Source organism: Bartonella sp. B10834G3 (assembly GCF_016102505.1).
Taxonomy (GTDB): Bacteria; Pseudomonadota; Alphaproteobacteria; order Rhizobiales; family Rhizobiaceae; genus Bartonella; species Bartonella choladocola.
The window spans coordinates 114,827-129,588 of record NZ_JACFOM010000001.1 but is presented as its reverse complement, the minus strand read 5'-3'; the positions used below and the strand labels follow the sequence as shown (position 1 = coordinate 129,588).

Here is a 14,762-nt window from a genome sequence, read left to right as displayed (position 1 = left end):
CGGGGTGGAGTAGTTTTTATAAAGCCGTTTTGGGTAAAGCCCATTTTCGGCTGGAAAGAGGATAAATATGCGTGATCCCTATACGGTTCTGGGTGTGGCGCGCACTGCCAAACCGCAAGAGATTAAGTCTGCATTCAGAAAACTGGCTAAACAATATCATCCTGATCTTCATAAGGATGATAAAAGTGCTCAGGATAAATTTGCCGAAATCAATCAGGCCTATGAAATTCTAGGAGACAAGGAAAAGAAAGAAAAGTTTGACCGTGGCGAGATTGATGCCGAAGGCAAGCCGGTCTTTCAGGGGTTTGCCGGTGGCGGGCAAGGTTTTGGCGGCGCTCAAGGATTTGGCAGTCGCAGCAACCCGTTCGGCAATGGCTCCAGTCATTTCGAGTTTCGTTCGGGCGGCGGAAATAGCGGCTTTGACGCGGGCGATATTTTTCGCGATCTCTTTGGTGCAGGAAATGGCGCGAACAGGGGCGGCGGTTTTTCGGGCTTTGGCAGTCGCAGCCGTGCCCAAGCTCCCAGACAGGGAGCCGACATTCATGCAAGTCTCGATGTAACATTGGAGCAACTTGTCGGTGCCGATAAAGTCGAAGCCATTTTCCCGAATGGCAAGAAACTTAAAATCAAACTTCCCGATTATGTCGAGGATGGTCAGACAATCCGGTTGAAAGGGCAGGGTGAAACGACACCTTACGGTCGGCCGGGTGACGCTTTGGTGACGATCCACATCAGAAAGCATCCCCATATCCATGTCGAGGGAAGAGCACTTCATCTCGATTTGCCAGTCTCTCTTAAAGATGCTGTTCTGGGTGCCAAGATTCCGGTTGATACGCTTGACGGGCGCATTATGTTGACGATACCAGCATGGTCGAGTTCGGATAAAGTCTTGCGCTTGAAAGGACGGGGGCTACCTCTCAAAACGGGTGGTCGGGACGATCTTTATGTTCATGTCCGCATTATGCTTCCGGAAGGTGGCGATGCGGGACTTGAACAATTCATGAAAATGCAAGCTTGAAAATTAACGGTTGGAGCGATCACAACAACGCTGCAATAAAAGCGGGAATGAGGATTGTCATGAAGATAAATTTGGTTCTCGCTTTTTTGCTTTCACATCTGTTTTGCCTGCCTGCATTATCTGAAAACTTCACTAAAGGTGATATTACGGTTGAAAGCCCGTGGGTACAAAAATCCGATACGGGCGAAAATCGTGCAGAAGGATTTGCCCTTATCCATAATGGCGGTTTCAATGAAGATCGCTTGTTGTCGATAAGCGCGGATATTTCCGATCACGTGGTGATTCACGAAACCATCAAACAATATGGCAAGGTCAAGATGCAAAAGGTTGTAGAACCTCTTGCAATCGAGCCGAACGGTTATCTGGAATTCAAACCCGGTGATTATCATTTCATGTTTTTCAACTGTCGTGATGAATTACGCGAAGGTGAAATGATTCCCGCTGTTTTGCATTTTGAAAAAAATGGAGATGTAAAAGTCAATTTTACCATCGAAACACCCGACGATGTTCCCGATAATCCTTGACGGGAAAGTCGGCTGTTCTTTTAAAACCGATAACCAGCGCAATCGAAACTCTTGTCACCAGCGCCTCCGAAATCCGGCCTTATTGTAAGGGGGTTAATGTCGGGCAAATGGTCTTTTTCATCCAATTATAGATTATTATAGACATTTTATCGGCAATCAGGGGGCACGATAGGCAACAATTTTCTGATTTTTCCGATTAAAGGCAAGCAGGCAAAATAAAACGGAATTGTCTGTTTTTTTTAACTCTGATACCATTCGGGTTGCAGGTTTGATTGTTAAGGGGGTCGCTTGTTTCCTGTCTGTTTTCCAATCTTTATTGCAACGTTATCTTGGCGGCAAAAAAATCAGTTATAAGGGAGCCGCAAGATAGCTGCCATTGTCGGGGTCTTTACCGGTTAAAACTTGAAACTGGTTGGCATTTTTAACAATTTTTTGTGTTTACGTTGCATAATTATAGGTTTCCACGAACAAATTGCACCAATTACTTGAAGAAATGCGTGAGCTATGTCATAGGGCAAAAAGCGAAAACTGATATCAAGCAATTATGAGGCAATACCAATGGGTGACAGTAACGGTTTGTTGCGTGGCAAGCGCGGTTTAATTCTTGGGCTTGCAAATAATCATTCAATTGCATGGGGTATCGCAAAAGCTGCACACAATGCCGGTGCCGAACTTGCTTTTACCTATCAGGGGGAAGCACTTAAAAAACGTGTGGTACCGTTAGCAGAAGAGGTCGGGGGATTTGTTTGTGGCCATTGTGATGTAACGGATGCAGCGTCAATTGATGCAGCATTCGATGCGGTAAAACAGAAATGGGGGAAAATCGACTTTCTCGTTCATGCAATCGGCTTTTCCGACAAGGATGAGCTGACAGGACGTTATGTTGATACGACGGAAAGAAATTTCAACATGACCATGAATATTTCTGTCTATTCCCTTACAGCAGTGACCCAAAGGGCAGAAAAATTGATGCCTGATGGTGGTTCCATTCTGACTTTGACTTACTATGGTTCGGAAAAAGTCATGCCGAATTATAATGTTATGGGGGTTGCCAAAGCCGCACTTGAAGCGAGTGTAAAATATCTTGCTGTCGACCTTGGGCCTAAAAAAATTCGTGTCAATGCTTTATCGGCTGGTCCGATCAAAACATTGGCTGCGTCAGGTATCGGTGACTTCCGGTATATACTCAAATGGAATGAATACAATGCGCCCCTTCGTCGGACAGTTACGATTGACGAGGTTGGCGATTCCGCACTTTATCTTGTTTCGGATTTGTCCCGTTCGGTAACCGGCGAAGTTCACCACGTCGACGCCGGATATCATGTCATTGGTATGAAAGCAGTCGATGCACCGGATATTTCTGTTGTAAAGGATTGAGAAAGTGTCCAAGCGTCCACTTATTTATTTTTCCCGTCATGGTCAGACAGACTGGAACATTACCAAACGCATTCAGGGGCAGATTGATCGGGATATTACCGAATATGGTCGCCAGCAGGCTGCACGTAATGGCCGGTTATTGAAAGAGCTGTTGGGGGAAGCCGAAGGCTTTGATTTTGTTGCCAGTCCGCTGCGGCGCACCCGTGAAACTATGGAAATCATCCGTGGTGAAATGGGGCTTGATATTCGCGGCTATCGCACGGATCCGCAGTTGATGGAAATGCATTTCGGTGATTGGCAAGGCACAACCGAGGATGACATAGCAAAAGTTCATCCCGAATTGATTGCCGCACGTGTGGCCGACAAGTGGAATTTCTTACCCCCTGGCGAAAAGGCGGAAAGCTATGCCATGCTTGCCAGACGTGTCAAGGATTGGGTCGAAAAGGTTCAAGGTAACACGGTTTGTGTGACCCATGGCGGGTGTCTGCGTTCAATCATGCATATTTATGGCGGATTGAGCGAAGCGGAAGCTGCCAATTTTATGGTCGATCAGGATCGTATTTTACGTTTTGACGAACACGGGTTGGAATGGCTTTAAGTTATTGCCCGACCTTGCGGTAAAATAATTATATGCACACCGGATTCGACAGAAAGAAACGGTGTGCAACCGCGGGATTTATATGAAACTTCGGCGTTATGTGTGCAACTGCACGATTTTGCGTGTTTTATTGAATAAAATAAAAGCCGGTCGGGAACGATTATCAACCTTCCTGCGGTTCAATATCGGTGACGTAACGGTTGTTACCTTCTGTGTCATAAAATACAATGACTTTCATACCTTCATTGAGCACGGAATAATCGAATTCACCTGGTAAACTATATGTTTTTCCATTATCAAGCTCGATCGTATTATTGTCCTGGTCGATAACTGTTATCGTTCCCTTGACATCATCAGCAAAGGCTAACGCTGGAAAAAGAAACGTTGCTAGTATACCCGCAAAAACCAGTTTTCTCATAATAGACCTTTCAAAATTATCGGATTTCAATTCCAAATCAGCCTAATTAATGTCAACCGATTGTGTCGAAACCATAGCCATAGGTCAATCAAAAATCGAGTATATGAAATAATACGGCAATTTTGTCGAAGAATTGCTATTCCGGCCTCATTATAAAACAAGGTCAAATCGGAATTGGCAGGAATTGTGGAAAAATTTCCAATTATCGAGCAAAATTGTTCTTATCCCGCTTTGCTAATGTTTGACCGGAAGCAAAAAGGTTAATAGAACAAACAAGGTTGCAAAGTTGGATTGGCGTTTTCATGTCATATAATACATTCGGTGAATTGTTCCGCGTCACAACATGGGGCGAAAGCCATGGACCGGCTCTCGGTTGTGTCATCGACGGCTGCCCTCCGGGGATTAAATTCTCGGTTGCCGAAGTGCAAAGCTATCTTGATAAACGCAAGCCCGGACAGTCGCGTTACACAACACAGCGTCGCGAGGCCGATCAGGTCAAAGTTTTATCGGGCGTGCTCCCCTGTGATGACGGGGAAAAATTGGTTACGACCGGCACGCCTATTTCCATGATGATCGAAAATACCGATCAACGGTCAAAAGATTACGGGAATATAGCCCGCGAATATCGTCCCGGACACGCCGATTACACTTATGATGTAAAATATGGCATTCGGGATTATCGGGGCGGCGGGCGTTCTTCTGCCCGCGAAACGGCGGCGCGTGTGGCTGCCGGCGCGATAGCGCGCAAAGTTGTTCCGGATGTGCGTATTCGGGGGGCAATCATCGCCATTGGTACGATTGATATTGACCGCTCACGCTGGGATTGGGATGAAGTCGAAAAAAATCCTTTTTTTACGCCTGACAAGGTCGCTGCTGAAAAATTTGCGGCCTATCTGGACGATATTCGTAAAAAAGGTTCTTCAATCGGTGCTATAGTGGAAATTGTTGCAGAAAATGTACCGGCCGGTCTTGGTGCACCCGTTTATGGGAAACTCGATCAGGATATTGCGTCTTTTCTCATGTCGATCAACGCAGTCAAGGCTGTCGAAATCGGTGAAGGATTTCATGCTGCACGCTTGACAGGCGAAGAAAATGCAGACGAAATGCGCCATGGGGAAAATGGAAAACCGGTTTTTTTAAGCAATCATGCCGGTGGTATTCTGGGAGGAATTTCCAACGGTGAACCGATAATTGCACGTTTTGCTGTTAAACCGACATCATCAATATTGATACCGCGGCGTTCTGTGGATGTTGACGGAAATAATGTTGATGTTGTGACAAAAGGGCGGCACGATCCTTGTGTTGGAATAAGAGCTGTACCGGTAGGAGAAGCAATGGTGGCATGTGCTATTGCCGACCATTATCTTAGACATCGTGGCCAAACTGGCCGGATCTGAAAGGACTATTATGACATTCAACCAGAAATCGGTCGTTGACGCTATAAGGGCATTTGAACGGGGTGAAATTGTCGCTGTTACGGATGATGACGGACGTGAAAACGAGGGCGACCTTATTGTTGCAGCCGTTCACTGCACACCGGAAAAAATGGCGTTTATTGTGCGCAATACGTCCGGTATCATCTGCGCACCAATGACGGGTGAAGAAGCAAAGCGCCTCAATTTGGCGCCAATGGTTTCAAATAATGATTCGGCCCATCACACAGCTTTCACAGTTACAGTCGATTTTTTGCACGGCACGACAACCGGAATTTCCGCCGAAGACCGGACGCTGACGGTGCGAAATCTCGCAAACCCGAATGCCAGCGCATCCGATTTCAGTAGGCCGGGACACGTATTTCCGCTTATTGCCCGTGAAGGTGGCGTGTTGATGCGCTCCGGTCACACCGAAGCTGCCGTCGACTTGTGCAAACTTGCAAATCTCCCGCCTGTCGGTGTGATCGGCGAATTGATGAATGACGATGGAACCGTCAAGCATGGCCCCGAGGTGAGAAAATTTGCGAAAGAACACAATCTCCATGTCGTAACAGTGGCCGATCTTATTGCCTATCGTCAACGCAAGGAAACCCTTATCGAACATGTCGATGAAATGAAGATTGATACACTTGTGGGACCTGCCGTTGCACATAGCTATCAATTGCCTTGGGAACCGATGCAACATGTTGCAGTTGTCTTCGGCGACATACGCGATGGTGAAAATATTCCTGTCCGTTTGCAACGTGAAAATGTTGTTGCCGATGTTTTTGGCAAAAAACACGAAATTGAATCTGTTCTGCGGCTTATGGCCGAAAAAGAAAAACGCGGCGTATTTGTCTATCTCAGAGCCGGGTCTGTAGGGGTTGGTTCTGCCGATGAAATACGCGACCGCGAAATGGCTATGGAGGGACTGGAGACGCATGAACAGGCTGTTGCGCGTGAGGAAGAATGGCGCCAGATCGGCTTGGGCGCACAAATTCTCAAAAGCCTCGGTATTACTTCGGTCATTCTTTATGCCTCGCGCGAAAGACATTATGTCGGTCTTGAAGGCTTTGGTATCCATATTGAAAAAACAGATATTTTGTGAGGCTTGAATGGCAGAAGAGAAAGACAATGCGGACGTTTCGCAAATGAGCTTCGAGAAAGCACTTGGTGCTTTGGAAGAGATTGTTGAAAAGCTTGAACGGGGAGACGTTGCGCTTGATGAGACGATCCGCATTTACGAACGCGGCGAAGCATTGAAAAAGCATTGCGACCAGCTTTTGAAAGCAGCAGAAAACAAGGTTGATAAAATCCGTCTGTCACGTGAAGGTCAACCGGAAGGTTTGGAACCGCTTGATGCCGAACACTAACCGGAACGTTAACCGGAAGGGCGGAGCCGCTTGATGCAGACCCCTCGTCAAAAGAGGAATTTTACGAGATAGGGGCCGCCTCCCCAAACAAGAGTCCACGAGGCTGCCCCGATAATATTGGCGACCAGAAATTTCGGAAAAGCCATGCCGCCGGAACCTGCAATAATCCCGTTCAATTGGCGTAAAACCACAATGAAGCGGGCTGTTGCGACAAAGAAAAAGCCGCGTTTGTCAAGCATAGCCTCGAATTCTTCAAGACGTTGTGGTGTCAGTTTGACGTAATGTCCGTAGCGTAACAACAGTTTTTTGCCACCGAAATGGCCGATGGCATAACCTGTACAGTCGCCCAGTACGCTACCAGAAAACGCGCATATCAACATGGGTAACAGATCAAGCTTTCCGGCAGCCGCCATAAGCGAACCGGCAATGAGGCCGCTTTCTCCGGGAACAGGCGCTCCGAATGATTCGAGATAGAGGATAAAGAAATAGGCAAACGGGCCATATTGCGAAATCCAATGCTCTAAATATTGTTCAACCATTGCCTATCATCTAACTTACGCTAATCTTATAAGAATAATCAGAAAGCCTGACTATAATTTGGCCATATGTCGCATTTTCGTTCGTAATCAAGTTCATCATAAAACCCGAAAAATGTGTAACGTCGATCAAATCGGGTGGGGGTGAGGAGATAATCATCACAATTTGATGAACGGCGGAACATAATAAATTAAATTTTTTGAGTTTTGAGGTGCAAATATCTTCCAAAAGCTGTAAAGCTTCAACAGTCGGTAAAATATGTTAACAGTTGAAAAAACCAAGGAAAATAATTTGTCGCGACCATCAACACCATTGTTGGACAAGATACATCTGCCGGAGGATCTGCGCCGTTTGCCGGAAAGCTCCTTGACAGAAGTCGCTAATGAATTGCGGGCAGAAACTATTGATGCTGTATCGGTAACAGGGGGGCACTTGGGCGCGGGGCTGGGCGTGGTAGAACTGACTGTTGCCCTGCATTATGTTTTCAACACGCCTGAAGATCGTATCATTTGGGATGTCGGCCATCAGGCTTACCCGCATAAGATATTGACCGGAAGGCGGGATCGTATCCGCACTCTTCGTCAGGAAGGCGGGTTGTCGGGTTTTACCAAACGCAGTGAAAGCATTTATGATCCGTTCGGGGCTGGGCATTCCTCTACGTCCATTTCTGCCGGATTGGGTATGGCTGTAGCCAGTGAACTTAAACAGGAAAAACAGCGCAATGTTATAGCCGTTATCGGTGACGGTGCAATGTCGGCAGGTATGGCCTATGAGGCGATGAACAATGCCGGTTCGCTTGACGCACGCCTCATTGTTATTCTCAACGATAATGATATGTCGATTGCTCCGCCAACCGGTGCTATGAGCGCTTATCTTGCACGGCTGGTTTCAAGCCCCTCTTACAGGAATTTGCGCGAGCGTGCCAAAGCTTTGAGCAAAAAGCTTCCCAAATTTTTCTGGGATAAAGCCCGTCGCGGGGAAGAATTTGCACGTGGTTTTCTAACCGGCGGAACACTGTTTGAAGAGTTGGGGTTCTACTATGTCGGACCGATCGACGGCCACAATATCGAGCATCTCCTGCCGGTTTTGAAAAATGTCCGCGAGCATCCGAACGGTCCGGTTCTTGTCCACGTTATTACGCGCAAAGGCAAGGGCTATGCACCGGCTGAAGCAGCAAGTGACAAATATCACGGCGTTAGCCGTTTCAATGTTGTAACCGGCGAACAAATAAAGGTTCAGAGCAAAGCTCCCTCCTACACCAAAGTATTTGCCGATTCTTTGATTAAGGAAGCAACGCTTGACGACAAAATTGTTGCGGTTACGGCTGCAATGCCTACCGGAACGGGGCTAGACAAGTTTGCCGCAAAGTTTCCTGAACGTATGTTCGATGTCGGTATTGCCGAGCAACATGCAGTCACTTTTGCAGCCGGCATGTCTTGCGAAGGTATGAAACCTTTTGTGGCTATTTATTCCACATTTCTCCAGCGTGCTTATGACCAGATTGTTCATGATGTTTCCATACAACAATTGCCGGTGAAATTTGCAATAGACCGTGCCGGTTTTGTCGGAGCCGACGGTTCAACCCATGCCGGAAGTTATGACACGGTCTTTTTGTCCGCACTTCCGGGGTTTGTCGTCATGGCACCTTCGGACGAGCGCGAATTGATGAATATGGTGCGCACAGCCGCAGCCTACGATCAGGGGCCGATTTCATTCCGTTATCCACGTGGTGAAGGTGTCGGTTTGAAATTGCCGGAACGCGGCGAATTGATTGAAATCGGTAAGGGGCGTATTGTGCGCGAAGGCAATAAAGTTGCACTTTTGGCCTTTGGTACCAGATTGCAAGAGGCGCTTGCTGCCGCTGATGAACTTGCCGCTGCCGGTCTTTCGACAACTGTTGCAGATGCCCGATTTGCAAAGCCTCTCGATGAAGATCTTGTTCGCCGTCTTGCTCAGGAACATGAGGTTCTTGTCACGATTGAAGAAGGCGCGGCGGGAGGTTTCGGTGCACAAGTCTTGCAATTCCTTGCAAAAGACGGATTGCTCGACAGGGGATTGAAAATCCGCACTCTGACATTGCCGGATAAATATCTCTATCATGGCCCGCAAGCGAAAGTTCTTGCCGATGTTGGTCTTGATAGACGCGGCATTGTGAACACGGTTTTTGCTGCTCTTGGGCGCGAAGCATTGGCAACACCGCAAATCAGAGCTTGAAATGCCCGAACGGCCAAGATTGGACACGCTTCTGGTTGAAAGGAATTTCTTTTCAACGCGTTCACGTGCCAGAGACGCAATTTCAAGAGGCACGGTAACAATCAACGGCATTGTTGTAAAAAAGCCGGGTCAGCCTGTTTTGGAGAACGCCGATATTGCGGTTTTTGACCCTGCACAACATTATGTATCCCGTGCTGCTTTGAAACTGATTGCTGCAATTTCATATTTCCCTGTCAAAACAAAGGGTGTGACTGCTCTCGATATCGGTTCTTCAACAGGTGGATTCACTGAGGTTTTGCTTGAAAAAGGAGCAAGCCACGTCATAGCAGTCGATGTCGGACACGGGCAACTCCACCCTTCGCTTGTCGGTCACCCTGCTATTACCCTTTACGAGGGGCTGAACGCCCGCGACCTTGAAGGCAGGCATCTCGAAAATCGCCAAATCGGGCTTGTGGTTTCAGACGTGAGTTTTATTTCGTTAAAATTGGCTTTACCACCAGCCTTGGAACTGGCAAAACCGGGTGCTCAGGCGGTGCTTCTTGTCAAACCTCAATTTGAAATCGGGCGAGAGGGCATTGGCAAAGGCGGGATTGTCAAAGACCCATCCCGCGCCGAAAGTGTGGCTCGCGAGCTTTTTAACTGGCTTGACGCACTTGATAACTGGCATGCAAAAGGGCTGATTGCGTCACCGATCGAAGGTGGTGACGGAAATCGCGAATATTTACTTTTTGGAGAAAAAAGCAATGATTGAAGAGGTCGTGATCGACCATGTCGGTGTCGCCGGTGATGGTGTTGCAAAGACGAAGCATGGCGCAGTCTATGTCCCGTTCGCGCTTCCTCACGAAGTTGCCAATATCGCCGTCGAAAATGGTCACGGGACTATTATTGCTTTAAAAAAAAGCTCGCCCGAAAGGGTTGAAGCAAAATGCAGACATTTCGAGGACTGTGGTGGTTGTGCCTTGCAGCATTGGGCCGATGAACCCTACCAAATGTGGAAAAGGTCTTTGGTTGTTGAAGCATTGGAGGGGAGAAAAATAACAACCGATGTGGAGCCGATTATTCCATGTGAGCCGCATACACGCCGTCGCATGATATTGACTGCCCGCGTAACGCCGAAAGGACAAATTGTCGGGTTCAATCGTTATCAGTCACATGATGTTATAGCAATCGAGGAATGCCCCGTCTCGCGTCCGGAGCTTGTTGACGAACTCGCCGCTATCAGATCGCTTGCTGCTTTATTGGCAAATTACGCGAAGGAAATACGGATTAACGTGACATTGGCGGAAAACGGAATTGATGTCGCATTGGAGGGTTGTAAAATCAATGACGAAAGATTGCGCCAGCGGCTCGTAGAAGAGGGCTTGAAGCAATCCTTCATACGTTTGACGGCGGATGGCGAGATCATCATAGAGAAAGAAAGGCCGGAACTCCATTTCGGTTCGGCTACAGTCGAACTTGCAGCAGGTGGTTTTTTACAAGCAACCAAAGAAGCAGAAGAGTTTATGGCGAGCCTTGTCATGCAAGGTTTGAAGAAAGCAAAAAACGCGGCCGATCTTTTTTCCGGTGCGGGCACATTTACATTCCGCATGGCCGAAAAGATGAAAGTTCATGCTGTCGAAAATGATGATAGCGCTTTAAAAAGCCTTGATCGTGCCTATCGGCAATCGGTCGGGCTGAAGACTGTAACCTATGAGAAGCGGGATTTATTCCGTCGCCCGCTCCTGCCGCGTGAACTGGAAGCTTTTGACGGGCTTGTTTTCGACCCGCCGCGGGCAGGTGCAGAAGAACAGGCGCGGGAAATTGCCAAAACGAATATCCCGCATGTGGTTGCGGTTTCCTGTAATCCGGTCACAATGGCGCGTGATTTGTCTATTTTGGTCGAAGGCGGTTATACAATCGAAAAACTTGTGCCGATAGACCAGTTTTTATGGTCACCCCATGTCGAGGCCGTCGCTTTGCTTAAAAAGCGCAAGCCCAAACCGGGCTGGCACCTTTAAAGAATTAAAACAGCTATAATCTCTAGCAGGATTTGATTTGCGGTGCGGTTTGCGGATTTTTGTAGAACACCGGCCTTAAATAAACGCCGGCAGTGTTTCCGAAAAATGCCGCTGCAACCCAGAGCCAACCATGCAAGCTTCCCGACGCAATGCCTGAAAAATATGCGCCGATATTGCAGCCGAAGCCAACGCGGGCACCATAGCCGAGAAGCAATCCGCCGATCACGGCAGCGCATGCAGAGCCGATGGGCATACGGAATTTGAAAGCAAAACGACCGGCTAGACCAGCGGCCAACATTGCACCGGCAATAATACCGAAATCCATGACCGACGTGACATTGGAAAATATGCTTGAGGCGAGATTTTTGGCATTTCCGGGGTTTTGCCAGAACTGCCAACTTGCGACATCGACACCGAGAGCAGAGCTGATCTTCGCGCCCCAAATCGGAAAAGCGCCGGCAATGCTCCACGGTTTACCGGAAATGACCAGTGTCAGATAATTGAGGAGCGCCAAGGCAACGCCGCCCCAAACCATTGGCCAAGGGCCGCGGAAAAACCGTTCAAGACCTTTATGAGTTGTCGCCTTTTCCTGTTCAAGTGTGCCATGACGACGTTTTTCGATGACAACGGTCAGTGCGGCAATAATTGCAAAAAGGACGAGCGAAACAACAATGCCTAATGGCGCGCCAAGGGTTTTAACGAGTGACACGGGTTGTAAGGCGGGCATATTTGCCCAGAATGATGCATGTGCCGTTGAAATAAAGCCGCCAAGCACAAAAAATGCGAGAACGAGAAGCATACGGGCATTACCGCCCCCAAGGGTAAACAGCACACCCGAAGCACAGCCACCGGCAAGTTGCATTCCGATGCCGAACATAAAGGCTCCGATGATAACCGAAAGGCTCAAAGGGGCGAGCGAGCCATTGACGGGATGCCCAAAAACTTCGCCAAGGCTTAAAGTCGGGAAAAAAAGCAGGACGGCAATTGCCAGCATCAGCATTTGCACGCGCAAGCCACGCCCGCGGCCATCAAGGATGAAATTGCGCCAGGCGGATGTAAAGCCGAATGATGCATGGTAAAGCGTTATTCCAAGGGCTGCACCGACAAGAAGCAAAAGCCCTTGCTCGACACTATAGGCAGCCGAGAGCCAAATTGCGGCAAGCACAATGAATAAAGCGCTGATAATTTTTGGAAGTGTAAAATGATGAGACAGCTTTTGAGGCTGACCAGACACGACCGTGTACATGGAAGTTCCTTTCAATCATGAAAACCCACATGGGGCGATTTCATTACTTTGCCTACAAAATTCGGTTTCTATTTTCAACGCAAAGTACAGAAAAAACAAGATAATTACGTCACAGAAACAAATTTTTCCGATTTATTTTTTGCGAAATAAAAGGCCAGTTTGTACTATCGGGTCGGCGTCTCCCAATTTTCCATGTTGTCGGTCAACCACCGGATAGGAAAAGGAAATTATTTTGAATTGAAATCTGAAGAGCAAATTGAACTATAAATAATAGAGGCGCGAGCCTGTTCGGGAGACATGAAAAACAAGTGCTTCCTCTTATTGTCCGGCGCCGGAAGAGGTGGTCTTTGGAAACCACTTTGTTCTATCGGGATTTGAAGCATAACGGTGACGGCGGGTTCAAAAGATTTAAACCGTTCCCATCAGGATTCGACGCTCCCGCATGCATTGCCCCCCGCACCGGTCATTCGGCCAGAATAGAGGGCGAATGTCCGGCAATTGCTATAGATGCAGAAATGGAACTACTATAGATGTAGAAACGGAACAGGTTTTTTGAACAACTTTGCATCAAGCCGTTCAAACGGCAGTGCCACCAATCGTCATTGCATTGATACGCAAATGTGGAAGTCCAACGCCGACAGGAACACTTTGACCATTCTTGCCACATGTACCGATACCATTATCAAGTTTCGGGTCGTTACCGATCATTGTGATGCGTTTCATGGCTTCAGGGCCATTGCCGATAAGTGTAGCCCCTTTAATCGGGGCAACGATTTTGCCATTTCTGACGCGGTAAGCTTCGGTGCATTCAAACACAAATTTTCCGGAAGTAATATCAACCTGTCCGCCGCCGAAGGAAACGGCATAAATCCCATCTTTCAAGGAGCCAAGCACTTCTTCAGGTGTGTATTGGCCGCCTAACATCATTGTATTGGTCATTCTGGGCATTGGCGCACAGGCATAGGATTCACGCCGTCCGTTGCCGGTGGGGCGCATACCCATCAAACGCGCATTAAGCCGGTCTTGCATATAGCCGACAAGCTTTCCGTCTTCGATGAGAACATTACGTGCGGAAGGTGTTCCCTCGTCATCAACCGTGAGCGAGCCGCGCCGCCCTGCTATCGAACCGTCGTCAATAACAGTCACGCCTTTTGCGGCAACCTGTTGCCCCATGAGGCCTGAAAATGCAGAAGTTTTCTTCCGGTTGAAATCACCTTCAAGCCCGTGCCCGACTGCTTCATGCAACATGACACCGGGCCACCCGCTTGCAAGAACAACGTCGAACGTGCCTGCCGGCGCAGGCTCCGCTTCAAGGTTCACCAAAGCCATGCGGAGCGCTTCGTCGGCTGCCATTTGCCAATTGTCTTCGGTAACAAAGCGGTCGAAAGCTTCACGACCGCCACAGCCATAAAAACCGTTTTCAAGCCTGTCGCCTTTGGCGGCAACCACAGATACGGCAAGGCGCACAAGCGGGCGAACATCATGCACAAGCTCGCCATCGGCGCGCAAGATTTCGACTTGTTGCATCGAACCGGCTAGCGAAACAGAAACTTGCCGGACAGCATCATTTTTGTTGCGAATATAGGAATCGATCTTTTCGAGCAGAGCGACCTTTGATTCAAATGAAGGTGAGGAAAGGGGGTTCAGTTCGTCATAGAGTTTTTTATTGGTGCCACGCGGTGCAGCACTATAATTTCCGTGGTAACCGTGGGTGACAGCTTTTGCAGCATCGGAAGCTCTGTTCAAGGCTGCTTTTGTCAGTTCTCCGGAATGGGCATAGCCCGTTGCCTCACCTGCGACAGCACGTAAACCGAAGCCCTTATCCTGATCGAACGAGCCATTTTTCAATCTTCCATTATCGAAAAGGAGTGACTCGCTTTCACGATATTCAAGAAACAATTCACCATCATCTGCATCTTTCAATGTGTTCTTTACGATTGACTGAACATCATTGGCTCCAATGTCGAATTGTTCGATCAGCGGTTTCATAAAATTTTCCTGTCTTTTAAACGGCCATTTGTATTGTTTTATATAAAAAGCGCCAACGC

Annotated in this window: 14 protein-coding genes; 10 read left to right on the top strand and 4 right to left on the bottom strand. The window is 48.0% G+C overall.

Annotated elements, in window-relative coordinates:
* The first annotated feature begins 67 nt into the window (after window positions 1-67).
* From H3S94_RS00565 to H3S94_RS00550, 4 genes are all read left to right on the top strand, one after another.
* Window positions 68-1,018, top strand: a complete 951-nt coding sequence (locus tag H3S94_RS00565) for a DnaJ C-terminal domain-containing protein (RefSeq protein WP_198230772.1) — start codon at window positions 68-70, stop codon at window positions 1,016-1,018.
* Window positions 1,019-1,077: 59 nt separating this feature from the next.
* The gene (locus H3S94_RS00560; protein ID WP_198230773.1) at window positions 1,078-1,542 is read left to right on the top strand and encodes a copper chaperone PCu(A)C; all 465 of its coding nucleotides are present in this window, start codon (window positions 1,078-1,080) and stop codon (window positions 1,540-1,542) included.
* Between the two features lie 558 nt (window positions 1,543-2,100).
* Window positions 2,101-2,919, top strand: coding sequence for an enoyl-ACP reductase FabI (gene fabI / locus H3S94_RS00555; RefSeq protein ID WP_077991416.1), 819 nt, complete (start codon window positions 2,101-2,103; stop codon window positions 2,917-2,919).
* Between the two features lie 4 nt (window positions 2,920-2,923).
* Entirely contained in the window at window positions 2,924-3,517 is a 594-nt protein-coding gene (locus H3S94_RS00550) for a histidine phosphatase family protein (protein ID WP_077991418.1), read from the top strand.
* A gap of 163 nt (window positions 3,518-3,680) precedes the next feature.
* Here H3S94_RS00550 and H3S94_RS00545 read toward each other — a convergent pair whose 3' ends face one another.
* Window positions 3,681-3,935, bottom strand: a complete 255-nt coding sequence (locus H3S94_RS00545) for a DUF1344 domain-containing protein (RefSeq protein ID WP_077994475.1) — start codon at window positions 3,933-3,935, stop codon at window positions 3,681-3,683.
* Between the two features lie 302 nt (window positions 3,936-4,237).
* On the opposite strand from H3S94_RS00545, the gene aroC reads away from it, so the two are divergent.
* The 3 genes from aroC to H3S94_RS00530 are packed head-to-tail and all read left to right on the top strand — an operon-like array spanning window position 4,238 to window position 6,720.
* Window positions 4,238-5,332, top strand: coding sequence for a chorismate synthase (gene aroC / locus H3S94_RS00540; protein ID WP_198239994.1), 1,095 nt, complete (start codon window positions 4,238-4,240; stop codon window positions 5,330-5,332).
* Window positions 5,333-5,342: 10 nt separating this feature from the next.
* Window positions 5,343-6,455, top strand: coding sequence for a 3,4-dihydroxy-2-butanone-4-phosphate synthase (gene ribB, locus H3S94_RS00535; RefSeq protein ID WP_198239993.1), 1,113 nt, complete (start codon window positions 5,343-5,345; stop codon window positions 6,453-6,455).
* Window positions 6,456-6,462: 7 nt separating this feature from the next.
* Window positions 6,463-6,720 (top strand): exodeoxyribonuclease VII small subunit, encoded by a 258-nt coding sequence (locus tag H3S94_RS00530; protein ID WP_077991421.1) that lies wholly within the window; start codon window positions 6,463-6,465, stop codon window positions 6,718-6,720.
* A gap of 47 nt (window positions 6,721-6,767) precedes the next feature.
* Here H3S94_RS00530 and H3S94_RS00525 read toward each other — a convergent pair whose 3' ends face one another.
* Window positions 6,768-7,259, bottom strand: a complete 492-nt coding sequence (locus H3S94_RS00525) for a DedA family protein (RefSeq protein WP_077991423.1) — start codon at window positions 7,257-7,259, stop codon at window positions 6,768-6,770.
* Window positions 7,260-7,548: 289 nt separating this feature from the next.
* On the opposite strand from H3S94_RS00525, the gene dxs reads away from it, so the two are divergent.
* From dxs to H3S94_RS00510, 3 genes are read left to right on the top strand one after another with little or no spacing between them, the layout of a single operon-like run.
* A complete protein-coding gene (gene dxs / locus H3S94_RS00520) occupies window positions 7,549-9,471 on the top strand; it encodes a 1-deoxy-D-xylulose-5-phosphate synthase (RefSeq protein WP_198230775.1) in 1,923 nt (640 codons plus the stop codon).
* 1 nt (window position 9,472) lies between these two features.
* Window positions 9,473-10,222, top strand: coding sequence for a TlyA family RNA methyltransferase (locus tag H3S94_RS00515; protein WP_198230776.1), 750 nt, complete (start codon window positions 9,473-9,475; stop codon window positions 10,220-10,222).
* A complete protein-coding gene (locus tag H3S94_RS00510; RefSeq protein WP_198230777.1) occupies window positions 10,215-11,468 on the top strand; it encodes a class I SAM-dependent RNA methyltransferase in 1,254 nt (417 codons plus the stop codon). The genes H3S94_RS00515 and H3S94_RS00510 overlap by 8 nt, the downstream gene beginning before the upstream one ends.
* Before the next feature lie 22 nt (window positions 11,469-11,490).
* On the opposite strand, the gene H3S94_RS00505 is transcribed toward H3S94_RS00510, so the two are convergent.
* Window positions 11,491-12,714, bottom strand: coding sequence for a YeeE/YedE family protein (locus H3S94_RS00505; RefSeq protein ID WP_198230778.1), 1,224 nt, complete (start codon window positions 12,712-12,714; stop codon window positions 11,491-11,493).
* Window positions 12,715-13,290: 576 nt separating this feature from the next.
* Window positions 13,291-14,703: a metalloprotease TldD gene (tldD, locus tag H3S94_RS00500; protein WP_198230779.1), complete on the bottom strand. Its 1,413-nt coding sequence runs from the start codon at window positions 14,701-14,703 to the stop codon at window positions 13,291-13,293.
* Window positions 14,704-14,762: the final 59 nt, after the last annotated feature.

Coding starts and splice junctions, on each gene's coding strand:
- H3S94_RS00565 (WP_198230772.1), top strand. CDS start 68: ATGCGTGATCCCTATACGGTTCTGGGTGTGGCGCGCACTGCCAAACCG.
- H3S94_RS00560 (WP_198230773.1), top strand. CDS start 1,078: ATGAAGATAAATTTGGTTCTCGCTTTTTTGCTTTCACATCTGTTTTGC.
- fabI (WP_077991416.1), top strand. CDS start 2,101: ATGGGTGACAGTAACGGTTTGTTGCGTGGCAAGCGCGGTTTAATTCTT.
- H3S94_RS00545 (WP_077994475.1), bottom strand. CDS start 3,935: ATGAGAAAACTGGTTTTTGCGGGTATACTAGCAACGTTTCTTTTTCCA.
- aroC (WP_198239994.1), top strand. CDS start 4,238: ATGTCATATAATACATTCGGTGAATTGTTCCGCGTCACAACATGGGGC.
- ribB (WP_198239993.1), top strand. CDS start 5,343: ATGACATTCAACCAGAAATCGGTCGTTGACGCTATAAGGGCATTTGAA.
- H3S94_RS00530 (WP_077991421.1), top strand. CDS start 6,463: ATGGCAGAAGAGAAAGACAATGCGGACGTTTCGCAAATGAGCTTCGAG.
- H3S94_RS00525 (WP_077991423.1), bottom strand. CDS start 7,259: ATGGTTGAACAATATTTAGAGCATTGGATTTCGCAATATGGCCCGTTT.
- H3S94_RS00515 (WP_198230776.1), top strand. CDS start 9,473: ATGCCCGAACGGCCAAGATTGGACACGCTTCTGGTTGAAAGGAATTTC.
- H3S94_RS00510 (WP_198230777.1), top strand. CDS start 10,215: ATGATTGAAGAGGTCGTGATCGACCATGTCGGTGTCGCCGGTGATGGT.
- H3S94_RS00505 (WP_198230778.1), bottom strand. CDS start 12,714: ATGTACACGGTCGTGTCTGGTCAGCCTCAAAAGCTGTCTCATCATTTT.
- tldD (WP_198230779.1), bottom strand. CDS start 14,703: ATGAAACCGCTGATCGAACAATTCGACATTGGAGCCAATGATGTTCAG.